This window comes from Thauera sp. ZXT1-4 (genome assembly GCF_052598215.2).
Window position 1 is genome coordinate 1 of record NZ_JBQWSN020000024.1, and the last position, 22,712, is coordinate 22,712.

Consider the following 22,712-nt stretch of genomic DNA (forward strand, 5'->3'; position numbering starts at 1 on the left):
ACATCAATGCGTTAGGCTGGATTTCCGGCTAAGCGAACACGGATTCAGGAAATAGGCATAGATCACGCCGGCCAGGATGTTGAGCCCAAGGTTCCAGAGGCTCGCGACTACAAACTTGCCTCCCTGCTTGCGATTGTCGCGCTCTTGCGCATCTATGCGCTTCTTGTCACCCGACGTAAAGCGGAAGACGACCTTGCTACCTTCGACCTCTGACAGGGTCTTGAAGGCCCAAGCGGCTAGACGATGCGAAATCTTACCTGCCGGGCGAAGGGAATAGATGGCCAAGAATGCAGCGATTGCTCCGTGAGCTACAGTAGGGCTCTTAAGCAAGTGCGCCGATCCCCAGTACAAGAACGATGCAACCAACAAAGCCCAAGACAAAAGGAACCATTGATCCAAGATGGTCGCAATTCCGTTGCGGCGCTTCTTGAGCCAATACAGGATCGGGTTAATCAGTTTGGGCTGCTTCCGACCGTTGTACCAATCTTCAACAAGGTTGGTGAGCTCCTTGCTGAGCTGTGCATTGATGAAATCAACTCGACAAAAGGCGGGGGCTGCAATCTCATCGATCTTGTCTAGCTCGTCCGCATTGCCTGCGCCGAGCATGTGAAAGATTTGTGACGGTTTTATATCGCGAGAAATTCGCAGCAGTAGGGTATGCCTCTGAGGTGCAGCGTAATCCTGGATGTTGACCAGGAAATCCCACTTTACGACAAGTTCTTCAATAATCTCTGGTTCTTGCCACTTATGGGAGCTAAATTCCATCCACGTGGAGAACTCACTGAATTGAGAGCCGTCGTATCCGATCTTCACCGAGGTGATGTTCAAGTCGATGTGGTGTGTTGCAAGTTTACGTACGACGCAATCGTTTAGTTCGATGACGTCTTCGGGCGCAACACAGATCGGGGAGCTGAAAATCTTTATGCGGGAATCTGGCTTCCCTGTGAATAGATAGAAAAGCGAGCGCAACTGATCCTTCGGTACGGCGGCCACCAGATCGCCGCTGGATGGCGGAGTTGCACTGCTAGCGATAGTGTTCATTATCTCTCCCCAAAACTGTGTTGATCAGAGCCGCCCCTAACATGCTTTGTCCTGGAGCTCTACAGACTCTTCTGTAGGACTGGTGTATAACGCAGGAAAACCCGTGCTCACAATGCGCTGCTCTTATCTTGGTTCTGATCCAGGCGTCGATTTATTAATCGTACCGAAATCCGCAACAACCCCCCGATGTGATCAGAGGAGCGTCTACGGATCTGCAAGCTTCAATGTCGAATAGATGAAGTGTAACAGCGACGGACAGCTTCTGGCCGAACTGAGACTGTCAGCACCACTCCCGTCCGGGAGCGGGGAAGAAGCGACTACGGCTGTCCCGATCCGACACAGATCTGAAATCGTACGCATGGCATGTGCATCAATTACTTCGGAGGCAACGCTTGTACCGTCTCCAGCGCGTCCTTGGCTATCTGGATGCGCAGGGGGAGGTCTGTCGCGTCGCGGGTAGCCAGGTTCAGCGCAAACACCCAAACCTCGTCATTTGCTTCGACATAGCCAACGTACCAGCCCACCGAGGGAGTGCTGCCGGTCGCCCATCCCGTCTTTGCATAAATGCGATACCGAGCAGTCTCATCGCTGAGCATGATCTTCTTCAGTACGTCGTAGCTGCTCGTTTTGAACGGAAGTTTCCGCTCAACGACCTGTCGGAGAAATGCGACCTGCTCTTCCGCGCTGATCTTCAGCGAGCCATCCAGCCAGAACTGCGTGCCGTTGAAGGGTTCCCGCAGCTGGCCGTAGTTTGATCGCTGTATATAGGCCGGATACTTCAGCGCCCCGATTCGACGCGCAATCTGCTGGTAGCACCAGACGCAGCTCACTTTGAAAGCACTGTCCAGAGTCTGATCCTGGTTCCAGTTCGCAATCGAATACGGGGTGCCGTCCCAATGAAAGATCGCGTCCTCGCCCGAAATCGCTCCCTCTTCGAGGGCAATCAAGGTATTGAGCACCTTGAACGTCGAAGCGGCCGGATATCGTTTTTGAGCACGAAGTTCGTTGTGAACGACGCGCTTCCCACTCCTGAGCGATTCGATGACGATGGTCCCGTCGACGCCTGCGCGCCGGAAAAGATGATCGATGGCTGCGTCTTCGGCACGCGCTGGTATTGCGACGAGGAGAGCAAGTGCCAGAAGGAGGAGGCGCTTTAGCATTGGGGACTGCCGGAGTTTTCACCCGTGAGGAATCGTGGTGGATTCAATTGCAGGAAGCACTGGCCACCCTGTTCGCAGCGAGTCAATGCCTGCTGCAGCGTCCCTCGGGCGTGACGCTTGGACTTTGCGGCGACCACGAAGAACTGGTGCGGGCGAGATGGCACTTTCATCTTGCGAAAGGACTCGTGCACCACTGTTGCTCGCAGGGCACGCCATCATTGTTGCCGTCCATCTGAACATTGGGGCAGTTGCGAAGGAAGAACGTGGCTTCAGCACAGGACGTCATTTGGGAACAATGAGTGCGTCCGTCGCAAGCGTAGGCCTGCGAGGAGGCCTGAACTTCCGTCATCGCGGAGCTTGCCGATGACGGCGCCGCACGGCGGTTGTATTCACCATAGCCATACGCCACCAGGCCCATCACGACGAGCAGCGGAATGACCCGTGCGAAGAAGCCAGGGCGTTCATTACGGCGGTCGGAGGCCGGTCTGCGGGAAGGTGCAGGAGACGTACGGCTGACGGTTCGACGCTCTGGACAGGCGAGGTTCTTCGCCCGCTTCTTTCCGTTGCTGTCGATTTCAATCTCGAAGGTGAGCTTTTCTCCGAGCGTAGGGCGTACGCCGTCCTTGGGAAACGTGGAGATATGGACAAAGATCTCCTGGCCGCCCAGGGTCGGCGTGATGAATCCGAAGCCCCGGTCGTCATTCCACTTCGAGAGCGTGCCTTCGATGCGCATACGAGATGTCCAGTGCTGTTCTGTGGCGACAGTTCGTCCGCGCAACATCGGGACGCCGGCGAACATGCGGTGCAGATTGCTGTTTGGGGGCAGAGACGACGCGCGCGGAAGAAACAAGAAGGCAAAAGCCGCTCCCGATGACAAAGCGGCGTGATTCGATCCAGTCATTGCCTTGCGCTAGGCCGACAGCATACCGGCTGAAGCGGAGGGCTGCCAGCTGCAGCCCGCGTGAAAGGACCATCGTGTCTTGCGTGCTAGCGATGTCCGAATCGCGGCGCTCGTTTTTCGATGAAAGCGCGAAGGCCTTCGCGAAAATCCTGTTCGGAGAAGCACGCGTGGAACAGGCTGCGCTCGAGTGCAAGCCCCGCCTCGAGCTGGACCTGCGCCTCATTGACCGAGGCCTTGATCCTGCAGGCAACAGGGTTCGAGTACGACGCGATCTGCCGGGCGATGGACATTGCAGTGGTTTCAAGCGCTTCGTCGGGAACCACGCGCGACACCAGGCCGGCGGCAAGCGCTTCATCTGCGCTCAAGGCGCGCCCGGTGAGCAGGAGGTCCATCGCAAGGTGCTTGCCGACGACACGCGCCAGTCTCTGCGTTCCGCCAGCACCTGGCATGGCCGCGAGCGTGATCTCGGGATGACTGAATCGAGCGGAAGCTGCGGCGACAACGATGTCGCACATCTCCACCAGCTCGCAGCCTCCCCCCGCCGCCAGCCCTTTCACGGCGACGATCAAGGGCTTCCGGACCTGGCTTGGTGCCGAAACGCATCCGGTGAATCCCGTCGCCTCCGCCTGTTCAGCGCTCATGCCCAGCATCTCCCGGATATCGGCTCCGGCAGAGAAGTGCCTCAATGACGAGGAGATGAGAATCGAGCGCACGTCGTCGCGTGCGTCCAGGGCGAGCAGGGACTCGTCTATCTCTTTGCAGAACTGCACGTCCAGCGCATTCAGCGCATCCGCGCGATTGAGTTGCAGATGGCCGACGCCATCAGCACATTCAACGACCACCGACCTCATCACTCCTGCCTCCGTCGTTCGTACCGTGTCACTGACCGCCAGAATAGGGCCACCGATGATCGGCATGTAGAAGCCACTCGAACCGGGCTCTGTCGGACGTCGTTGGGGCGTCAACAATCGATGCTTTTCGGGGTGCTGGCAAGGGCGTTTTTCGCCCGATTCGGCCCCTGTAGCGGGGCGCGATCATCGCTGGCTTCCCGGAGGAGAATGTGCCGCGCGTCAGTTTGACGGTTCGGGAGCAAGCGCCGACAAGGTGACGCGCCGCCAAAGTCGAGGAGAATGCATTTATCATGCTGTTCGGCCGAGATCAACGAGATCCTTCAACGCACCCAGTGCCTGGCCGCGTGATCGCGGGAAGGGCAGCACAAGGAGTCAGCATGCAACCCGGCGCCATTCAACTGATGAAGGACCGATTCGACGCCCTCAGTCAGCGTACGCCTGAAGAGAACGTCGAGTTCTGGTTCGCCCGCGACCTCATGGAGCCGCTTGGATACGCGCGCTGGGAGAACTTTCAGACCGCCATCCGCCGAGCGATGGAGTCTTGTGAAACAACGGGTTACCCGGCTGACGATCATTTTCGTGGCGTCACGAAAATGATCGAGATCGGCAAGGGCGGCCAACGGCCGGTCGAAGACTTCATGCTCACTCGCTACGCTTGCTACCTCGTCGCGCAGAACGGCGATCCGCGCAAGGAACCGATCGCCTTCGCGCAGAGCTACTTCGCCATCCAGACCCGCAAGCAGGAGCTGATCGAAGACCGCATGCGACTGCAAGCCCGGCTGGATGCCCGCGAGCGCCTGCGTGAGTCCGAAAAGACGCTGTCCCAGAACATCTACGAACGCGGCGTTGACGATGCCGGCTTCGGCCGCATCCGCTCCAGGGGCGATGCCGCGCTTTTCGGCGGCCATACCACCCAGGCCATGAAGGACCGGTTCGGCATCATCAAGACTCGTCCGCTGGCGGATTTTCTGCCCACGCTGACGATTGCGGCGAAGAACCTCGCCACCGAAATCACCAATCACAACGTCAGCCAGGACAACCTGCAGGGCGAGCACGCCATCACCCGCGAACACGTGCAGAACAACGAAAGCGTGCGCGACATGCTGGGTCAGCGTGGCATCAAGCCGGAACAACTGCCGCCGGAAGAAGACATCAAGAAGCTGGAACGCCGCGTCAAGGCTGAAGAGAAGAAGCTCGTCCAGCAGTCCGGCACCCTGCCGCCCGCGAAGGAATAAGCCGCTCCTCACTCCACGATCGGCGTCCGCTTCTGTGACGACATAAGGTTGATCGTGGCGGTCGGAGCCAGCAGGCCGCGCTACTCGCCCGCTAGCCCCATGGTGCCCCGTCTCACCGCATCTCGAACGCCTCGCGCCTGAAGCTCAGCCGCCGCCCCCACAGTCGCGCGAGCCCGGCCTTGAGCTGGTCGCCGAAGCCGCGCGGGCCGCAGAACCAGACTTCCGCGCGCCGGCCGTCGGTGGCCATGGCGGCGAGGCGTTCGGGCGTCAGGTCGTCGCCGGCGGCGCGGTCGTGGATGTGCAGGCTCACGCTCGGCAGTCCGGCGCACAGGCTGCGCAGGCGTTCGACGAAGGGGTCGTGCGCCGCGCCGCGGGTGCTGTAGTGCAGCTCGACTGCCGGGGCCGCGGCGGGGTCGGCGCGCAGGGCGTCGAGCCAGGCCAGGAAGGGCGTCACGCCGATGCCGCCGGCGACCCAGATCTGGCGCGCCTTGCGGTCCTGGCTGCCGAGCACGAAGCGGCCGTAGGGGCCTTCGACGGTGAGCGCCTGGCCGACCGCGACGCGGCTGGCGAGCTGGCGGGTGTAGTCGCCCAGGGCCTTGATCTGGAAGGTGAGGCTGCGGTCACCGTGGTCGGCGCTGGCGATGGTGAAGGGGTGCGAACCTTCGAAGCGCTCGAAGCCGACGAAGGCGAACTGCCCGGCCTGGTGTCCGCGCCAGGCGCCGTCGAGCCGGCACACGATCTCGGTGACGTCGGGGGCGGGCGAGGACACCGCGGTGACCACGCCCTGCACCTTGCGGTCATGGCCGATGCGGCCGGTCAGCGCGATCAGCGAGGCCACCGTGCCGCCGGCCAGCAGCAGCGCGAGCAGCATGCCGACCGGCTGCATCCAGTAGTCGGGCGGCGCCAGCACGGCGGCGTGGAAGGCGAGCAGCAGGTAGAACACCGGCATCGCGCGGTGCAGGTGGCGCCAGAACTTGTAGGGGAAGCGCTTCCACAGGCTGAGCACGACCATCGCCAGCACCAGGTAGATGGCGAATTCGCCGAGCTCCTCGCCGGCGTCGCGCAGCATCTCGTAGAGGCCGCCGAACTCGTCATGCGCCGGCCGTCCGGCCTTGCCGTAGAGCGACTTGATGACGTCGTCGGACATCTCGATCAGCCAGTGCAGCGCGGCGAACACCGCGGCGCCGATGCCGGCCCATTTGTGCAGGCGGAAGATGCGGTCCATGCCGCCGAGCGGGCGCTCGAGCACGGTGGGACGGGTGGCGAGCATCATCGCCAGCGACATCAGGCCGATGGCGAGCAGGCCGCTGAGGTAGAGGCCTTGCTCGCGGATCAGCCAGGGCAGGGAGGCGGTGCCGCCGTCGAGGGCGGCGACGTTGAGGCCCCAGGCCGCGGCGATCAGGGCGACGAAGGCGGTGAGCGCAGGCAGGGTGGGGAGGGCGGGGATCATGGCGTGGGCTCCCGGCGGTGGCGGGTGGAAGGCGAGGGTGGAGGGTATGAGGCGGCAGGCGGAAAGCGGGCGCTGGAAAGATGGGGACCGAAAGGCGGCAAGCGCGTGTCGGGCGGGCACGCGGCAAAAAGGGCCGGCAGTCGTGCCGGCCTCCCTGCGCGGTGCTTACTTGCTGCGCTTGACCTCGGTCTTGAGGATGTCGCCGCTGACCGGATCGATGTCCAGCTCCACGCGCTGTCCTTGCGGGTCGGTGGCCTTCACCTCGTATTTGTTCTTCTCGCGTTCGATCTCGCGGAAGTCGGTGTAGCCGGCCGCTTCGAGCTTGTCGAGCACGTCCTTGATACTCATCCAGCTGGACTGGGCGGCGGGCGCTACTGCGGTAGCCGAGGCGGCGGGGACTGTGTTCTGGGCGAACGCGGGGGCGATGGTGGCGCCGGCGCCGATGAGTCCGCCGGTGAGGGCCAGGGTGGCGATGAGGGTGGTTGCACGCATGATGGCATCTCCTTGGTTGGGTAGTCGGTCCTGTTTCGACCGTGATGCCATGCTGCGCCCCGCCGCCTGAATCGATGCTGAAGGCGCCGTTCATCGCGCGTTCATCTCTGCAGCGACGGAAAACGGGAGGATTGTGGCGGTGGCGGTGGCGGCTGTCGCAGCCGCACTGGTTTCAGTCTGGCAGGCGTCGGTAGCGCCCCAGGCGCACATCCACCGTCATCGTCAGCGCAGTGAGCGCCGCGGCGCGGGCGCGGCCTTCGGCGGTGGCGCGGTAGAGGTGGGGCGTCATCGCCAGCAGGTCGGCGATGGGTGAGGCGCCGTCGACATGGATCTGGAAGCGCAGGGTGTCGGTGCCGAGGGGCTCGAAGCCAGGCGGCATCTGGCGTGCGGCGGGGCGTTCGGGCTTGAGCGTGGGGTAGATGACCTCGCGCAGTTCGCGCAGGTGATCGGGGCCGGCGTCGACCTGCAGCAGCTCGCCGCCGCGGCGCAGGACGCGGGCGAATTCCGTGTAGACCGGGAAGCCGAACATGCACAGCACGCGGTCGAGCGTGGCGGGCAGCACCGGCAGGCCGGCGTTGCTGCCGACTACCCAGGCCGTGTGCAGGTCACGCTTGGCGGCGGCTTGTACCGCCCACTTCGAGATGTCCAGCCCGAGCAGGGCGAGTGGCAGCGCGTCGCCCGCGGCGGCAAGCTGCCGGAGGTAGTAGCCCTCGCCGCAGCCAGCGTCGAGACAGGTGAGGGTGCGGCCGGGCACGGCGTCGGCGAGCACGGCTTGCGCCACCGCATCGGCGATGGGCTTGTAATGCCCGGCCTCGAGAAAGCGCCGGCGTGCGGCGACCATCTCCTTGCTGTCGCCGGGGTCGCGCGAGCGCTTGTTCTGCACCGGCAGCAGGTTCACATAGCCCTGGGCGGCGAGGTCGAAGCAGTGCCCGTCCGGACAGCGCAGGCTGCCGCCCTGGCGCTGCAAGGGCGCGCCGTCCAGCGGGCAGGCGAGGGCGGTGAAGGGTTTTGCGGGCATGGAGGCGTGAGGTGTGAAGGTGATCGGCCGACGGGCGGAGCGCGCATGATAGGCGAGGTGCAGGCGACTGTTTTGGCGGGCCTGCAATGCTGCGGACCTTGTTCGACACGCAGGTCCCGGGGGCAGGGCGGGCAAGCGCAAATGCAACCTCGACCCCTGTGTGCGTGTCGAAGCGCACGTTGCGGACCTGGACGGGTTCGATGCTGGCGCGCCTCATACGCCAGCAGGACAATACCGAAAAAACTCAGGAACCTGATGGATACCCTTACCCATGCACTCTCCGGTGCCCTCGTTGGCCGTGTGTTTGCCGGGCGTCGTGCCAGCGCCGGTGCGGCCGCGGCCGCTCCGGCTGCAGGTCGGGTGCAGCCGCCGGTCTGGCAGATGGTCGCCGCCGGCACCATCGCCGCGATCTTTCCCGATCTCGACTTCGTGCTCGGCTGGGTCTCCGAGCTCACCTACCTGCGCGGCCACCGCGGCGTCACGCACTCGCTGCTCCTGCTGCCGCTGTGGGGCCTGCTGATCGCCTGGCTGCTGGCGCGCTTCTGGCAGCGCGGCGGGCGGGTGGCGGCGGGCTGGCGCAGCTTCCACCCGGTGGTGTGCGCGGCGATCTTCGGGCACATCCTCGGTGACCTGATCACCCAGTTCGGCACCATGATCCTGGCGCCGTTCTCCGACCAGCGCTTCGGCTGGGGCACGACCTTCATCATCGACCTGCCCTTCACCGGCATCCTCCTCGGCGGCCTGCTCGCCAGCGCGCTGTGGCGCAACAGCCGCGTACCGGCGACGGCGGCGCTGGTGCTGCTCGTCGGTTGGGTCGGCGTGCACGCCATGGGCCGCGCCGAGGCGATCGACGCCGCGCGTGCCTACGCCGCGGCCAAGGGCATCGCGGCGGTCGAGGTCGACGCCGCGCCGCGTCCGGCCTCGCCCTTCAACTGGACCGCGATCGTGTTCGACGGCGAGCGCTACCACTACGCCCACATCAACACCCGGCGCAGCGAACCGCTCGTTGCCACCGACGACGACAACTTCATCCGCCGCTTCTCCGCCCCCTACCTGCCGGTGGCGATGGCACAGTGGGAGGTGCGAGAGCGCTTCGGCAACGGCAGCATGCGCGCGCTCGCCGAGCAGGTGTGGAACGCGGAGGACTTTGCCTTCTACCGCTGGTTCGCGATGTTCCCGGTGCTGGACCATGCCGGCGAGGAAGGGGACGGCAGCGTGTGCGCCAGCTTCAAGGATCTGCGCTTTGTTACCCCGGGACGCGGCCGCGAGCCTTTCGTCTATGGTCTGTGCAACATGGCCGGAGGCTGGCGGCTGTTCGAGCGCGAGGCCGACGGCTTGCGCTGGATCGACGTACGATGAGCAGCATGAACGGGCAGATGAAGAATCCGGGGAACGACCCTGCGCCCCCGCCGCCGGACCCGGGCGAAGCCTCCGAGCAAGGGACGCCGCATGCCGCGGCGCCTGCACGCAAGCGCCCGCGCTGGAGGCGCTGGGCCGTGGAGATTGCGATTTTCGTGGGGATCTTCTTCGCCATTCAGGCATGGATGGCGCGCGACGTGCCGGGCGGCGCTGCGCCGGCGTTCGCTGCGCCCGGTACGGATGGCAGCGAGCTGAGCCTTGCCGCCTGGCGGGCCGCGCATCCCGGCAAGGCGGTCGGGGTGTATTTCTGGGCCGACTGGTGCCCGATCTGCACCGCGCAGCAGGGTACGATCGACGCCGTGCAGGCGGACTACCCCGTGCTTACGGTGGCGATGCAGTCCGGCGATGCTGCGGCGGTGGCGGGGGTGCTTGCCGAGCGCGGTTTGGACTGGGCTACGGCGATCGACGCAGATGGCGGCATCGCCCGGGGCTACGGCCTGCGCGGCGTGCCGGCCTTCGTCACCGTTGATCCGGCGGGCGAGATCCGCTCGGTGTCGCTCGGTTACACCACCGGCTGGGGCTTGCGTGTGCGGTTGTGGTGGGCAGGTTTGAGTTCTTGAGGAGCAGCAAATGGGCGCACCCGGACTGATCACCGCTTTCACCGCCGGCGCAGCCACGCTCGCGGGCGGACGGGCGTTGGTGCATTGGGGAATCCGCAAGGGCCTGGCCGCGCCGCGGGTGCCGCATCACATGGATCCCAGCGCGCTCGGGCTGGGGTTCGAGACGCTGCGCATCGGTACCGAAAACGGCAAGTCGCTGCATGCGTGGTTCATTCCCGCACCGGTGCGCGTAGGGGTTGCCGATGCGGATGCTGCGAGCGCCGCCGCTGCGGCTGAAAGGGAAGCGGACGTTTCGCCCGCGGCTGCGCCGGCGGTGGTGGTGATGCACGGCTGGGGCGGCAACGCCGCACTGATGCTGCCGCTCGCCCGCCCGCTGCACGCGGCCGGTTACGCCACGCTGTTCGTGGATGCGCGCTGCCATGGCGCGAGCGACGACGACACGTTCGCTTCGCTGCCGCGCTTTGCGGAGGACACGGAGCACGCGTTCGCCTGGCTGGCGGCGCAGCCGGGGGTGGATGCTGCGCGCATCGCGCTGCTCGGTCATTCGGTGGGGGCGGGCGCGGTGTTGTTCGCGGCCACCCGTACGCCGCAAGTGGCAGCGGTCGTGAGCGTGGCGGCCTTCTCGCATCCGGCGGCGATGATGCGGCGCTGGCTGGCGGCCAAGCGCATCCCCGAGAGGCCGGTCGGGCGCTACATCCTTGACTATGTGCAGAAGACCATCGGCCACCGCTTCGACGACATCGCTCCGCTGAGTACCATCGGCCGTATTCACCGCCCGGTGCTGCTGGTGCATGGCGAGGACGACGAGGTGGTGCCGATCGACGAGGCACACCAGATTTTTGCCGTGCGCGGCGACACGCCGGCGGAGATGATGAGCGTGTCGGGCGATCACGAATCCTTTGCCGATCTGGAACATCACATGGGGCGGTTGATTGCGTTCCTGCGCCGAACGCTCTGATCTTGCAGGAGAAGCACGGGATCCCGTGGGGCCAAACGCCCGCATTCGCGCCCGTCGATTCGTTCACCCGGCGGACCGGCGCTGGAATTTGCGCTGGCCCGCAGGCTTCCCGGTTTGTAGAATCGGTCTTCCCCTGCGCAGCGCTCGCCGCCGCGTCCCCCGCGTCAAAACCAAGAAAACGGAGACGTCTCATGCAAAAACGCCGCTTCACCGCCCTCATCGCCGGTCTCGCCGCTTCGGCCGCACTCGGCCTGTCGATGCCCGCCTCGGCACAGCAGTACAAGGACGAATACAAGCTCTCCACCGTGCTCGGCGAGGCCTTCCCCTGGGGCTGGGGCGCCAAGCGCTGGGCCGACCTGGTGGCCGAGAAGACCGAAGGCCGCATCAAGATCAAGGTCTATCCGGGCACCTCGCTGGTGTCGGGCGACCAGACCAAGGAATTCACCGCGCTGCGCCAGGGCATCATCGACATGGCCGTGGGTTCGACCATCAACTGGTCGCCGCAGGTCAAGGAGCTGAACCTGTTCGCGCTGCCCTTCCTGATGCCCGACCACAAGGCGATCGACGCGCTTACGCAAGGCCGCGTCGGCACCAAGATGTTCGAGATCCTCGCCGAGCGTGACGTGGTGCCGCTGGCCTGGGGCGAGAACGGCTTCCGCGAGGTCTCCAACTCGAAGAAGCCGATCCGCACCCCGGACGACGTCAAGGGCATGAAGATGCGCGTGGTCGGCTCGCCGCTGTTCCTCGCTACCTTCAATGCGCTCGGCGCCAACCCGACGCAGATGAGCTGGGCCGACGCCCAGCCGGCGATGGCGACCGGTGCGGTCGACGGCCAGGAGAACCCGCTGGCCGTGTTCAACGCCGCCAAGCTGCACACCGTCGGCCAGAAGAATCTGACGCTGTGGGGCTACGTTGCCGACCCGCTGATCTTTGTCGTGAACAAGAACGTGTGGAATTCCTGGTCCGAGGCCGACCGCAAGGCGGTGTCCGAAGCCGCCCAGCAAGCCGCGAAGGAAGAGATCGCCCGCGCCCGCGCCGGCATTTCGGCGGGCGACGATGCGTTGCTGAAGGAGATCGAGGCCAACGGCGTGGCCGTCGTGCGCCTCTCCGACGCCGAGCGCGATGCCTTCCGCAAGGCCACGGCCGGCGTGAACAAGGAATGGGCCGAGAAGATCGGTTCGGACCTGGTCAAGCAGGCTGAGGAAGACATCGCCAAGCGTTGATTGCCCTTGTTCTGCCCGCCGGGGACGCGGCGGGCATTCCTTCTGCAGGCTGTGGAACTCGCTTCGCTCAGACAGTCGTCGCCTGCGCCAGGAATGCCCACCGCGTCCCCGACTACATGGGTGCGGGTGATTCCGCCTTGCGCCCCGCTTGCTCCCCGACCGGATCCGGACGGGGCTATCTCCTGAATCACTGGCACTCTCGATGAGCACCGAATTGCAGCACGAAGACGCGAGCCCCGCGCCCTATACCGTCGAACAGATCCTTTCCGGCATCGTCATGGGCCTGATCGTGCTGATCACGTTCGGCAACGTGCTGGCGCGCTACTTCACCTCGCAGTCCTTCGCCGCGACCGAGGAGTTCTCGATTGCGTTGCTGATCGTGCTGTCTTTCCTCGGCTCTTCGGCGGCGTTTGCCTTTGACCGCCACATCCGGGTCGATTTTTTTGTACGCAAGCTCCCATCGGCCTGGCACACGGCGGCGGACTGGCTTTCGTTTGCCGTCACCGCGAGCCTGTTCGCCTTCATTGCGTTCTATGCCGGCAAGCTCACCTGGGATCAGTACCGCTTCGAGGAGACCTCGCCCGCGCTCGGCGTGCCGCAGTGGTGGTACACGGTGTGGATGCCGGTTCTGGCCGTCGCGCTGGTGCTGCGTCTGGTGCTGACCCGCATGCGGAAGCGCTCGTCCCCGCCGGAGAGTGGGGTGCATGGTGGCGGAAGGGGCGTCCAGTGATTGGCACCGTTCTCATCGGCTTGTTCTTGCTCGCGCTGGTCGCGGGTATGCCGCTGGCCACCGGTCTGGGTGTGGCGAGCATCGCAGTGCTGGCGATGGCCGGCTTCGACCAGCTTGCGGTGCCCACCAACATTTACGCGGGCATCGCCAAGTACCCGCTGTTGGCGATCCCGATGTTCATCCTCGCCGGCATGATCTTCGAGCGTTCCGGGGTGGCGGTGCGGCTGGTCCGCTTCGTCACCGCGATGGTCGGCGAATGGACCGGCTCGCTGGCGGTGGTCGCGGTGCTGGTGTCGATGCTGCTCGGCGGCATCTCCGGCTCTGGCCCGGCCGATGCGGCCGCGGTGGCGGCGGTGATGCTACCGTCGATGATTGCGCGTGGCTATCCAAAGGGTTTCTCCGCCGGCCTGATCGCCGCCTCGGGTTCGACCGCGATCGTCATCCCGCCCTCGGTGGCCTTCATCGTCTACAGCGTGATGGTGCCGGCGGCGACCGTGCCGGCGCTGTTCGCCGCCGGCCTGTTTCCGGGCATGATTGCCGCGCTCTGCCTGCTGGTGCCGGCCATCATCATCAGCCGCAAAAACGGGTTTGGCCGCGATTACAAGGCCGAGCGCCCGCCGCTGGGCAAGAGCTTCTTCGATGCGATCTGGGGCTTGCTCGCGCCGGTGATCATCTTGGGTGGCCTGCGCACCGGCATCTTCACGCCCACCGAGGCAGCGGTAGTGGCCGTGGCCTATGGCATCTTCGTCGGCATGGTCGTCTACCGCAGCATCAGCCTCAAGGGCCTGTTCCGCATCCTGGTCGAGGCGGGCGAGCTGTCGGCGGTGGTGCTGATGATCATCGGCGTGGCGTCGGTGTTTGCCTGGGCGGGTAACACGCTGGGTATCTTCGACGCTGCGGCCAAGGCGCTGGTCGGACTGCATTCCAGCGAATGGCTGATGCTGCTGTCGATCAACCTGCTGCTGCTCGTCGCCGGCATGTTCCTCGACGCGATCTCGATCTTCCTGATCCTGCTGCCGCTGCTGGTGCCGATCGCGATCGCGATGGGCTGGGACCTGGTGTGGTTCGGCGTGATGATGACGATCAACCTCGCCATCGGCCAATTCACCCCGCCGATGGCGATCTCGCTGATGATCACCTCGCGCATCGCCGGCATCGGCATGGAGGAGACCTTCAAGTGGGTGATCTGGCTGGTGCTGGCGATGGCCGCCGGGCTGGCGCTGATGATCGTGTTTCCGCAACTCGCGCTGTGGCTGCCGGGACGGCTGGGTTACCTCTAGGGCGGATCCTTCGGGCCAGCGGCGGGCCGCTCAGCCCGGCTGGTCGAGCAGATCGTTGATGGCGATCTGGATGCGTCGCGCGACGCGCTCGTGGTCGAGGGCAGGGTTGCGGATGGTGCGCAGCAGCAGACCCTCGAACAGACTCGCGAGTACTTCCACCATGTCTTCGATCGCCTTGGGGGGGGCGTCGTGCCCGGTGGCACGGCGGATCACGCCGATCGTGGTCGCGAGCTCGCGTCGACAGGCAGCGTCCGCCTCGCGCACGATCTGCGCAACCCGTGGGTTGCGCGCCGCTTCGGCGACGATCTCGAGCTTCAGTGCGGCACTCACCGGGTCGAGCTGATCGAAGACGCCTTCGGCAGCGCGCTCGATCAGGGCTGCGCGCACATTGCATGCAGCGCGCAGTTCGGCGGTCAGCGTGAGCAGGCCCTCGAGATCCTGTGCCACGATCGCGGCGATGATGGCTTCCTTGTTTTCGAAGTAATGATAGATGTGCCCCGGACTCATGCCCGCGGTCTTCGAGATCTGCGCGATGCTGGCGCCATGAAAGCCGTGCTCGCGAAAGCACTGCGCCGCGGCGTTGAGGATCTGCTGGCGGCGCGCGGCGGCGCGCGAGGCTTCGTGCTGGTGCTGCTGAGGTGTCTGTTCCGTGGTCTGCATGTCTTGCTGGCGGCGCGCGCGGGCCTGTTGTGGATCGGCCTGCGCATGGGAAGCTCACTGAAATTCTTGCGGTGCAACAAACCATAACATAGAATGAGCGTTCGATCTAGAACGAGCATTCTAAATCTACCCGATTCCAGCCTGCAGCCAACACCTTTCAGTGGGCCGCAGTCTTTCGCGTTCACGAGGCTCAAATGAAGACCAACTCCCGTTCCCTGATCCGATCCGCAGTCGCGGTGGCCGCGAGTGCCCTGTTCCTTGCTGCCTGCAGCGGCGGCAAGGAACAGGGCGCCGCGCCGGGTGCCGGGGCGCAGCAGCAGGCGCCAGCGGTCACCGTGATGACCGTCGCGACCGCTGCGGTGCCCATGGTGACCGAGCTGCCCGGCCGCACTACGCCGTACCTGATCGCCGAGCTGCGCCCGCAGGTCACCGGCATCCTTACCGAGCGCGCCTTCAAGGAAGGTAGCGAGGTCGAGGCTGGGCAGGTGCTCTACCGGATTGACCCGGCGCTGTACCAGGCCGCGCTGGACAGTGCGAAGGCGAATCTCGCGCGCGCCGAGGCCAATGCCCAAGCGGCGAGTATCAAGGCCCAGCGCCATGCCGGCCTGGTGAAGATCGACGCGGTGAGCAAGCAGGCCAACGACGATGCCCAGGCTGCGCTCAAGCAGGCCCATGCCGAGGTTGCGGCGGCAAAGGCCGCGCTCGACAAGGCGAAGATCGACCTTGACTACACGCGGCTGAAGTCGCCGATCGCCGGCCGCATCGGCCGCTCGGCGGTGACTGCCGGTGCGCTGGTCACCGCTAACCAGGCGCAGGCACTCGCCACGGTGCAGCAGCTTGACCCGATCTACGTTGACCTTACCCAGTCCAGCGCCGAAATGCTGCGCATGCGCGCCGAGATCGCCGCTGGCCGACTGCAGCCGGGCGCCAAGGGCGAGGTGCCGGTGAGGCTGGTCCTCGAGGATGGCAGCGAGTACGCCGCCGAGGGCCGCCTGGCGCTGTCCGAGGTCACTGTGGACGAAGGCACCGGCAGCGTGACCCTGCGTGCCCAGTTTCCCAACGCCGACGGCGTGCTGTTGCCCGGCATGTACGTGCGTGCGCGCTTGCCGCAGGGCACGCGCAGCGAGGCGATCCGGGTGCCGCACAAGGCGCTCAGCCGCGACCCGCGCGGCAACGCACTGGTGATGGTGGTCAATGCCGAGAGCAAGGTCGAGGCGCGTCCGGTGCAGGTTGTGCAGTCGTTGGGCTCGGACTGGGTGGTGACCAGCGGCCTTGCGGCTGGCGAGCGCATCATCGTCGAGGGGCTGCAGAAGGTCCGGCCGGGTGCGCCGGTGCAGGCGCAGGAGGCGGGGACAGGGGTGCCCGCTGCCACGCCCGCAGGCAAGGCCAGCTGAGGTAGCGGACCATGGCACGTTTCTTCATCGACCGGCCCATCTTCGCGTGGGTCATCGCCATCGTCATCATGCTGGCGGGCGCCCTGTCCATCCAGCAGCTGCCGGTGTCCCAGTATCCTTCGATCGCGCCGCCCGCGATCGTCATCAACGCCCGCTACCCGGGCGCCTCGGCCAAGGCGGTGGAAGACTCGGTGACGCAGATCATCGAGCAGAAGATGACCGGCCTCGATGGCCTGCTGTACATGAAGTCGACCAGCGACGCCTACGGCAACGCCTCGACCACGCTTACCTTCTCTGCCGACACCGATCCCGACATCGCGCAGGTGCAGGTGCAGAACAAGATGCAGACCGCGCTGCCGCTGCTGCCGCAGGCCGTGCAGCAGCAGGGGGTGACGGTCGCCAAGTCGGGCGCCAACTTCCTGATGGTGGTCGGTTTCGTATCGACGGACGACAGCCTGACGGGGCCGGATCTTTCGGATTTCCTCGTATCGACCATTCAGGACCCGCTCTCACGCGTAGAGGGCGTGGGCGAGGTGCAGGTCTTTGGTGCGCAGTACGCGATGCGCATCTGGCTGGATCCAGCAAAGCTGCAGAGCTTCCGCCTTCTCCCTGGTGACGTGCGCGCCGCTCTGCAGGCCCAGAACGCCCAGGTGTCGGCCGGTCAACTCGGCGGCACCCCCGCCGTGCCGGGGCAGGGCTTCACCGCCACCATCACCGCGCAGAGCCGCCTGCAGACTGTGCAGCAGTTCGAGGACATCCTGCTGCGCAGCAGCCAGCAGGGCGGCGAGGTGCGCCTGAAGGACGTCGCCCGCGTCGAGATCGGTGCCGAGAACTACGGCACCCTGGCCCGCTTCAACGGGCAGGTCGCCTCGGGCATGGGGATCCGGCTTGCGCCGGGCGCGAACGCGCTCGACACCGCCAGCGCGGTGCGCGCCAAGCTCGACGACATGCAGCTTTACTTCCCCGAAGGGGTCGAATACGTCGTGCCCTTCGACACCACGCCCTTCGTGAAGATCTCCATCGAGTCGGTGGTGATGACGCTGATCGAGGCGGTGGCGCTGGTCTTCCTGGTGATGTACCTGTTCCTGCAGAACTTCCGCGCTACCCTGATCCCGACCATGGCGATTCCGGTGGTGCTGCTCGGCACCTTCGGTTTGATGGCGGCGTTCGGCTTCTCGATCAACACGCTGACCATGTTCGGCATGGTGCTGGCGATCGGCCTGCTGGTGGATGATGCCATCGTGGTGGTCGAGAACGTCGAGCGCGTGATGAGCGAGGAGGGCTTGCCACCCAAGGAGGCGACCAAGCGCTCGATGGACCAGATCACCAGCGCGCTGGTCGGTATCGGCCTGGTGCTGTCGGCGGTGTTCGTGCCGATGGCCTTCTTCGGAGGCTCAACGGGGGTCATCTATCGCCAGTTCTCGATCACTATCGTGTCGGCGATGGCGCTGTCGGTGGTGGTGGCCATCGTGTTCACCCCCGCCCTGTGCGCGAGCATCCTCAAGCCGGTGGAGAAGGGCCATGAGCATGGCGAAGGCGGTCTGTTCGGCAAGTTCTTCCATTGGTTCAACGTTAGGTTCGACCGCAGCACCCAGGGCTACGAGTCGGCGGTCGGCGGAATCCTCAAGCGCAGCGTGCGTTTCCTCGCCATCTACGTCGCCATCGTCGCGGTGCTCGGCCTGCTCTTCATGCGCATGCCGACCTCCTTCCTGCCCGAGGAAGACCAGGGTGTGATGTTCAACCAGGTCATGCTGCCCGCTGGTGCCACCCAGGAGCGCACGCTCGAGGTGCTGAGGAAGGTCGAGCAGCATTACCTGGTGAATGAGAAGGACACTGTGCGCGCGATCTTCACGGTTGCAGGCTTCTCCTTCGGCGGCAGTGGCCAGCACATGGGTATCGGCTTCGTGAATCTGAAGCACTGGGACGAGCGCAAGGCGCCAGGCAAGGACGTGAAGTCCGTGGCCGGGCGAGCGATGGGCGCGTTCTCGCAGATCCGCGAGGCCATGGTGTTTGCCTTCGTGCCGCCGGCGGTGATCGAGCTCGGCACCTCGGGCGGCTTCACCGTGCAGATGCAGGACCGCTCCGGCCTCGGCCACGAAGCCCTGCTGGCTGCGCGCAACCAGTTCCTCGGCATGGCCGCGCAGGACAAGCGCCTGGTGGGCGTGCGCCCCAACGGTCAGGAGGACATGCCCGAGCTCAAGCTCGACATCGACCACGCCAAGGCCGGCGCGCTCGGCCTGTCGGTCGCGGACATCAACGACACCTTGTCCACCGCCTGGGGCGGCAGCTACATCAACGACTTCCTCGACCGTGGCCGCATCAAGAAGGTCTATCTGCAGGGTGAGGCAGGCTCGCGCATGACGCCCGAGGATCTCGACAGGTGGTGCGTGCGCAACAAGGCGGGCGAGATGGTGCCGTTCTCGGCCTTCGCCACCGCGCACTGGAACTATGGCTCGCCGCGCCTGGAGCGCTTCAATGGCCAGCCCTCCATGGAGATCCTCGGCCAGGCCGCGCCAGGCCTTTCGTCGGGTGAGGCGATGCAGGCCGTGGAGGAGATCATGGCGAGGATGCCGCCCGGCATCGGCTACGACTGGTCGGGCACCTCCTACGAGGAGCGCCGCTCCGGCTCGCAGGCGCCGGCGCTGTACGCGCTGTCGCTGCTGGTGGTGTTCCTGTGCCTGGCGGCGCTGTACGAGAGCTGGTCGGTGCCCTTCGCGGTGATGCTGGTGGTGCCGCTCGGCGTGCTTGGCGCGCTGCTCGCCGCCAGCGGGCGTGGCCTGTCGAACGACGTGTATTTCCAGGTCGGCCTGCTCGCCACCATCGGCCTGTCGTCGAAGAACGCGATCCTGATCGTGGAGTTCGCCAAGGCGCAGATGGAAGAAGGCAAGGACCTGATCTCCGCCACGCTGAACGCGGTGCGGATGCGTCTGCGCCCGATCATCATGACCTCGCTCGCCTTCGGTTTCGGCGTGCTGCCGCTGGCGATCGCCACCGGCGCCGGCGCCGGCAGCCAGAACGCGATCGGCACCGGCGTGCTCGGCGGCACCATCGCCGCGACGCTGCTTGGCCTGTTCTTCGTGCCGCTGTTCTATGTGGTGATCAAGCGCGTATTCCCCGACAAGCCGAGAACGGAGGTCGTGGTGCCGACCGCCCAGGAGGGACGTTGATATGAGCAAGTACGCAACAAGGTTGCCGCTGCGCGGCCTGCTGACGGCACTGGCGGCCAGCGCGCTCGGTGCATGCTCGATGATGCCGGTGTTCGAGCGCCCCGCGGCGCCGGTGCCGGCGAGCTTCCCGCAGGCTGCGCCTACCGAGGCTGCGGCGGTCGCGCCGCTGGCCGACACCGTCGCCTGGCGCGACTACTTCGCCGACGAGCGCCTGCGCGAGGTGATCGCGCTCGCGCTCGAGAACAACCGCGACCTGCGTGTCGCCGCGCTCAATATCGAGCGCGCGCGGGCCCAGTACGGCATCCAGCGTGCCGACCTGTTCCCGTCGATCGCGGCCAGCGGCGGGCAGAGCGCGCAGCGTGTGCCGGGCGACCTGAGCATGAGTGGCGACTCGACGGTCAGCCGCCAGTATTCCGCCAACCTCGGCTTTGCCAGCTATGAGCTCGACTTCTTCGGTCGTGTGCGCAGCCTCGAAGAGCAGGCGCTGCAGACCTACCTTGGTACCGAGGAGGCGCGCCGCAGCGCACAGATCAGCCTGGTCGCCGAAGTGGCCAATGCCTGGCTGCGCCTTGCGGCCGACCGTGAGCGTCTGGCTCTGGCGCGCAGCACCTTCGCGACGCGGCAGAAGTCCTTCGAGCTCACGCAGCGCAGCTTCGATCTCGGTGCGGTGTCCGCGCTCGATCTGCGCCAGGCCGAAACCCTGATGCAGACGGCGCGTGCCGATGCCGCGCGTTACGCCGCGCTGGTGGCGCAGGGCGAGAATGCACTCGCGTTGGTGGTGGGGACCGGCGTGCCCGCTACGCTGCAGCCGCCGGCCCTGGGCGAGCAGGTCGCGGCCATCGCCGAACTGCCCGCCGGTCTGCCTGCAGAGGTGCTTGTGCGCCGCCCCGACATCCTGCAGGCGGAGCGCGCGCTGATGGCCGCCAATGCCAGCATCGGTGCGGCACGTGCCGCCTTCTTCCCGCGCATCACGCTCACCGCCAGCGCCGGGACGGCGAGCAGCGCGCTGAGCGGCCTGTTCGACGGCGGCTCGGGGGCGTGGAGCTTCGTGCCGCAGATCCGCCTGCCGATCTTCGAGGCGGGGCGCCTGCAGGCCAGTCTGGATGTGGCCGAGATCCAGCGCGACATCCATGTCGCCCAGTACGAGAAGGCGATCCAGTCCGCCTTCCGCGAGGTGTCGGATGCGCTCGCCGAGCGCGCCACGCTGGCCGAGCAACTCGACGCGCGGCGCCGGCTGGTCGAGGCTGCGCAGCAGAGCTTCGCGCTCTCGGATGCACGCTACAAGGGCGGGGTGGACAGCTACCTCAACCTGCTCGACGCCCAGCGCAGTCTGTACGGCGCCGAGCTCGAGCTGATCTCCACCCGACTGTCGGATGCGAGCAACCGTGTTGCGCTGTACAAGGCGCTGGGCGGCGGCTGGCAATAAGGGCGCGTGCCGTGGGTCGTGAAGCACGGCTTGCGGCACGCTACACTGCATGCCGATGAACGCCTCCGACCCAAACGCACAAGAAGCCGACCGCCGCATTCCGGTCACGATCCTCACCGGCTTCCTCGGTGCGGGTAAAACCACGTTGCTGAACCATCTGCTGCGACAGCCGCAGATGGAAGGCTGCGCGGTGTTGATCAACGAGTTTGGCGAGGTCGGCGTCGATCACCACCTGGTCGAGAGGGTCGATGAGAGCCTGGTGGTGCTCGATTCGGGCTGCATCTGCTGCAGCGTGCAGGGTGATCTGGTGCGGGCGCTCAAGGGCCTGTTCATGCGCGCGCTGCGACGCGAACTCAAGGGTCTGCGCCGGGTGCTGATCGAAACCACCGGCCTGGCCGATCCGGCCCCGGTCATCCATACGCTGCTGTCGGAGCCCTTCCTGTCCGAACGTTACCGGCTCGACGGCGTGGTGACTGCGGTCGATGCGACCCATGCCCGTGAGCAGCTCGCCAGTCATAACGAGGCCATGCGCCAGGTGGCGATGGCTGACCGCCTGCTGCTCACCAAGTGTGATCTCGCCAGTGAAGAGGTCCGCGCCGAGGTCGCGGCGCTGGTGTCGGCCTTGAATCCCGGCGCGCGTCAGGTGGAGGTTGAGCAGGGCCGGGTGGCCCCCGAGCAGATCTTCGACTGTGGCTTGTACGATCCGGGCGGCAAGACGCCCGATGTGGCTGCCTGGCTGGGAGAGGAGGCGGTGCGCGCTGTGCGCCGCGCGTCTCCTGCGCCGGCTTGGCGTCGGCCGGGCGCGGGGCAACGGGCAGTGTCCGGTGAGAGCGCGGACGCGCAGGTTTCGGAGCGCCACAGCGCGGGGGTGCACAGCTTCGTGCTGTGCTTCGACGAGCCCCTGGCCTGGTACGAGTTTTCCGACGGACTGTCGCTGTTGCTGCAGGTCTATGGCGGGCGGATCCTGCGTATCAAGGGCCTCCTCAACGTGGCGGGCGACCCGCAGCCACGCGTGCTGCAATGCGTTCAGCACAGTGTCTATCCCGCCACCAGCCTGGAGGCCTGGCCCGATGGCCCGCCCTACCACGATCGCCGCAGCCGACTTGTGTTCATCGTCCGCGATCTGGCGCAGGAGGAGGTGGCCTCCATCCTGGGCAGCTTCACCGGGCAGGTTCCGCACGCTTGAAGAGCCGTGCTGCGGTACCCGGTGCGCCTACTTCAGTCGCAGCGGGCCCTGCATTCGCCGGTGCTGCAGTCTGCCTGCTCGACCGTGCAGTTCGCCTTGGTCCGATGCACCATGCGCTGGTCGTTCTCGTAGTTGCAGATCAGCCGGGTCAGGTTGTTCTTGCGCTCGACGCTCATCTTCAGGGCCTTCGAGGCCTTGATCGTGTCCGCGCCGAGATTGCAGGAAAGATAGCCGCTGAAGGCGCCGTCTGCCGTCTCCCAGAGCGCGTAGTTCTTCTCGGCCTTGTAGTTCTCGAAGCTCGCGCAGGTGAGTACGTCGCGGCCGTAGAGACGTGCATTGTCGCCGCAGAAGCCCATGTAGGTGTAACGCAACTCCTCGTCCGTCGGGCACGGCTGGATCTGCGCAGCCTTGGAAAGATCGGGGCAGATGAGCGTTTCCGCGTGTGCGCTCGTGGCCGCAAGGCTGCTGCCGAGCAGGACGAGGGAGAGGAGAGCGAGTCGGTATGTCCGGGCGTGCTGCATCATCGTTTTCTCGAAAGGGTGGGCGGGTTGAGAAAGGGTG

At 65.7% G+C, this 22,712-nt stretch carries 20 protein-coding genes; 11 read left to right on the plus strand and 9 right to left on the minus strand.

Features of this window, described 5'->3' with window-relative positions:
• Window positions 1-3: 3 nt before the first annotated feature.
• The 4 genes from ACUH78_RS15040 to ACUH78_RS15055 all read right to left on the minus strand — a co-directional run bounded on the left by ACUH78_RS15040 (window position 4) and on the right by ACUH78_RS15055 (window position 4,019).
• The gene (locus ACUH78_RS15040; RefSeq protein ID WP_445333909.1) at window positions 4-1,041 is read right to left on the minus strand and encodes a hypothetical protein; all 1,038 of its coding nucleotides are present in this window, start codon (window positions 1,039-1,041) and stop codon (window positions 4-6) included.
• Window positions 1,042-1,415: 374 nt separating this feature from the next.
• Window positions 1,416-2,201: a class D beta-lactamase gene (gene blaOXA / locus ACUH78_RS15045; RefSeq protein WP_418363983.1), complete on the minus strand. Its 786-nt coding sequence runs from the start codon at window positions 2,199-2,201 to the stop codon at window positions 1,416-1,418.
• A 166-nt stretch (window positions 2,202-2,367) separates the two neighbouring features.
• Window positions 2,368-2,934 carry a cold shock domain-containing protein gene (locus ACUH78_RS15050; RefSeq protein WP_445333908.1) on the minus strand — a complete coding sequence of 189 codons (567 nt, stop codon included), beginning with the start codon at window positions 2,932-2,934 and terminating at the stop codon, window positions 2,368-2,370.
• Window positions 2,935-3,188: 254 nt separating this feature from the next.
• Entirely contained in the window at window positions 3,189-4,019 is an 831-nt protein-coding gene (locus tag ACUH78_RS15055) for an enoyl-CoA hydratase-related protein (RefSeq protein WP_418363981.1), read from the minus strand.
• A 311-nt stretch (window positions 4,020-4,330) separates the two neighbouring features.
• Between ACUH78_RS15055 and dinD the strand changes: the two genes are divergently transcribed.
• The gene (dinD, locus tag ACUH78_RS15060) at window positions 4,331-5,188 is read left to right on the plus strand and encodes a DNA damage-inducible protein D (RefSeq protein WP_418363980.1); all 858 of its coding nucleotides are present in this window, start codon (window positions 4,331-4,333) and stop codon (window positions 5,186-5,188) included.
• Window positions 5,189-5,300: 112 nt separating this feature from the next.
• Here dinD and ACUH78_RS15065 read toward each other — a convergent pair whose 3' ends face one another.
• From ACUH78_RS15065 to ACUH78_RS15075, 3 genes are all read right to left on the minus strand, one after another.
• Window positions 5,301-6,638 (minus strand): ferredoxin reductase family protein, encoded by a 1,338-nt coding sequence (locus tag ACUH78_RS15065; RefSeq protein WP_445333907.1) that lies wholly within the window; start codon window positions 6,636-6,638, stop codon window positions 5,301-5,303.
• Between the two features lie 165 nt (window positions 6,639-6,803).
• Complete coding sequence (locus ACUH78_RS15070) at window positions 6,804-7,130, minus strand: PepSY domain-containing protein (RefSeq protein WP_445333906.1); 327 nt, start codon at window positions 7,128-7,130, stop codon at window positions 6,804-6,806.
• A 172-nt stretch (window positions 7,131-7,302) separates the two neighbouring features.
• On the minus strand, window positions 7,303-8,148 hold the full coding sequence (locus ACUH78_RS15075) for a putative RNA methyltransferase (protein WP_445333910.1): 846 nt from the start codon (window positions 8,146-8,148) through the stop codon (window positions 7,303-7,305).
• A 255-nt stretch (window positions 8,149-8,403) separates the two neighbouring features.
• Between ACUH78_RS15075 and ACUH78_RS15080 the strand changes: the two genes are divergently transcribed.
• The 6 genes from ACUH78_RS15080 to ACUH78_RS15105 all read left to right on the plus strand — a co-directional run bounded on the left by ACUH78_RS15080 (window position 8,404) and on the right by ACUH78_RS15105 (window position 14,318).
• On the plus strand, window positions 8,404-9,507 hold the full coding sequence (locus ACUH78_RS15080; protein WP_418363977.1) for a metal-dependent hydrolase: 1,104 nt from the start codon (window positions 8,404-8,406) through the stop codon (window positions 9,505-9,507).
• Window positions 9,504-10,127: a redoxin domain-containing protein gene (locus ACUH78_RS15085; RefSeq protein WP_445333905.1), complete on the plus strand. Its 624-nt coding sequence runs from the start codon at window positions 9,504-9,506 to the stop codon at window positions 10,125-10,127. Before ACUH78_RS15080 ends, ACUH78_RS15085 begins: the two co-directional genes overlap by 4 nt.
• A 10-nt stretch (window positions 10,128-10,137) precedes the next feature.
• Complete coding sequence (locus tag ACUH78_RS15090; protein ID WP_418363975.1) at window positions 10,138-11,085, plus strand: alpha/beta hydrolase; 948 nt, start codon at window positions 10,138-10,140, stop codon at window positions 11,083-11,085.
• A gap of 191 nt (window positions 11,086-11,276) precedes the next feature.
• A complete protein-coding gene (locus ACUH78_RS15095; protein WP_445333904.1) occupies window positions 11,277-12,308 on the plus strand; it encodes a DctP family TRAP transporter solute-binding subunit in 1,032 nt (343 codons plus the stop codon).
• Between the two features lie 202 nt (window positions 12,309-12,510).
• Window positions 12,511-13,038 (plus strand): TRAP transporter small permease, encoded by a 528-nt coding sequence (locus tag ACUH78_RS15100; protein ID WP_445333903.1) that lies wholly within the window; start codon window positions 12,511-12,513, stop codon window positions 13,036-13,038.
• The gene (locus ACUH78_RS15105; RefSeq protein ID WP_445333902.1) at window positions 13,035-14,318 is read left to right on the plus strand and encodes a TRAP transporter large permease; all 1,284 of its coding nucleotides are present in this window, start codon (window positions 13,035-13,037) and stop codon (window positions 14,316-14,318) included. Before ACUH78_RS15100 ends, ACUH78_RS15105 begins: the two co-directional genes overlap by 4 nt.
• A 30-nt stretch (window positions 14,319-14,348) precedes the next feature.
• On the opposite strand, the gene ACUH78_RS15110 is transcribed toward ACUH78_RS15105, so the two are convergent.
• On the minus strand, window positions 14,349-14,978 hold the full coding sequence (locus ACUH78_RS15110; protein WP_418363971.1) for a TetR/AcrR family transcriptional regulator: 630 nt from the start codon (window positions 14,976-14,978) through the stop codon (window positions 14,349-14,351).
• Window positions 14,979-15,172: 194 nt separating this feature from the next.
• Between ACUH78_RS15110 and ACUH78_RS15115 the strand changes: the two genes are divergently transcribed.
• From ACUH78_RS15115 to ACUH78_RS15130, 4 genes are read left to right on the plus strand one after another with little or no spacing between them, the layout of a single operon-like run.
• The gene (locus ACUH78_RS15115; RefSeq protein ID WP_418363970.1) at window positions 15,173-16,372 is read left to right on the plus strand and encodes an efflux RND transporter periplasmic adaptor subunit; all 1,200 of its coding nucleotides are present in this window, start codon (window positions 15,173-15,175) and stop codon (window positions 16,370-16,372) included.
• A gap of 11 nt (window positions 16,373-16,383) precedes the next feature.
• Entirely contained in the window at window positions 16,384-19,539 is a 3,156-nt protein-coding gene (locus tag ACUH78_RS15120) for an efflux RND transporter permease subunit (protein ID WP_445333901.1), read from the plus strand.
• A 1-nt stretch (window position 19,540) separates the two neighbouring features.
• On the plus strand, window positions 19,541-20,965 hold the full coding sequence (gene adeC, locus ACUH78_RS15125; RefSeq protein ID WP_418363968.1) for an AdeC/AdeK/OprM family multidrug efflux complex outer membrane factor: 1,425 nt from the start codon (window positions 19,541-19,543) through the stop codon (window positions 20,963-20,965).
• Window positions 20,966-21,014: 49 nt separating this feature from the next.
• Window positions 21,015-22,151: a CobW family GTP-binding protein gene (locus tag ACUH78_RS15130; RefSeq protein WP_445333900.1), complete on the plus strand. Its 1,137-nt coding sequence runs from the start codon at window positions 21,015-21,017 to the stop codon at window positions 22,149-22,151.
• A gap of 32 nt (window positions 22,152-22,183) precedes the next feature.
• Here ACUH78_RS15130 and ACUH78_RS15135 read toward each other — a convergent pair whose 3' ends face one another.
• On the minus strand, window positions 22,184-22,675 hold the full coding sequence (locus ACUH78_RS15135; protein WP_445333899.1) for a hypothetical protein: 492 nt from the start codon (window positions 22,673-22,675) through the stop codon (window positions 22,184-22,186).
• Window positions 22,676-22,712 lie beyond the last annotated feature (37 nt).

Coding starts and splice junctions, on each gene's coding strand:
- ACUH78_RS15130 (WP_445333900.1), top strand. CDS start 21,015: ATGCCGATGAACGCCTCCGACCCAAACGCACAAGAAGCCGACCGCCGC.
- ACUH78_RS15085 (WP_445333905.1), top strand. CDS start 9,504: ATGAGCAGCATGAACGGGCAGATGAAGAATCCGGGGAACGACCCTGCG.
- ACUH78_RS15070 (WP_445333906.1), bottom strand. CDS start 7,130: ATGCGTGCAACCACCCTCATCGCCACCCTGGCCCTCACCGGCGGACTC.
- blaOXA (WP_418363983.1), bottom strand. CDS start 2,201: ATGCTAAAGCGCCTCCTCCTTCTGGCACTTGCTCTCCTCGTCGCAATA.
- ACUH78_RS15080 (WP_418363977.1), top strand. CDS start 8,404: ATGGATACCCTTACCCATGCACTCTCCGGTGCCCTCGTTGGCCGTGTG.
- ACUH78_RS15095 (WP_445333904.1), top strand. CDS start 11,277: ATGCAAAAACGCCGCTTCACCGCCCTCATCGCCGGTCTCGCCGCTTCG.
- dinD (WP_418363980.1), top strand. CDS start 4,331: ATGCAACCCGGCGCCATTCAACTGATGAAGGACCGATTCGACGCCCTC.
- ACUH78_RS15065 (WP_445333907.1), bottom strand. CDS start 6,638: ATGATCCCCGCCCTCCCCACCCTGCCTGCGCTCACCGCCTTCGTCGCC.
- ACUH78_RS15055 (WP_418363981.1), bottom strand. CDS start 4,019: ATGCCGATCATCGGTGGCCCTATTCTGGCGGTCAGTGACACGGTACGA.
- ACUH78_RS15050 (WP_445333908.1), bottom strand. CDS start 2,934: ATGCGCATCGAAGGCACGCTCTCGAAGTGGAATGACGACCGGGGCTTC.
- ACUH78_RS15115 (WP_418363970.1), top strand. CDS start 15,173: ATGAAGACCAACTCCCGTTCCCTGATCCGATCCGCAGTCGCGGTGGCC.
- ACUH78_RS15075 (WP_445333910.1), bottom strand. CDS start 8,148: ATGCCCGCAAAACCCTTCACCGCCCTCGCCTGCCCGCTGGACGGCGCG.
- ACUH78_RS15120 (WP_445333901.1), top strand. CDS start 16,384: ATGGCACGTTTCTTCATCGACCGGCCCATCTTCGCGTGGGTCATCGCC.
- ACUH78_RS15100 (WP_445333903.1), top strand. CDS start 12,511: ATGAGCACCGAATTGCAGCACGAAGACGCGAGCCCCGCGCCCTATACC.
- adeC (WP_418363968.1), top strand. CDS start 19,541: ATGAGCAAGTACGCAACAAGGTTGCCGCTGCGCGGCCTGCTGACGGCA.
- ACUH78_RS15090 (WP_418363975.1), top strand. CDS start 10,138: ATGGGCGCACCCGGACTGATCACCGCTTTCACCGCCGGCGCAGCCACG.
- ACUH78_RS15040 (WP_445333909.1), bottom strand. CDS start 1,041: ATGAACACTATCGCTAGCAGTGCAACTCCGCCATCCAGCGGCGATCTG.
- ACUH78_RS15110 (WP_418363971.1), bottom strand. CDS start 14,978: ATGCAGACCACGGAACAGACACCTCAGCAGCACCAGCACGAAGCCTCG.
- ACUH78_RS15135 (WP_445333899.1), bottom strand. CDS start 22,675: ATGATGCAGCACGCCCGGACATACCGACTCGCTCTCCTCTCCCTCGTC.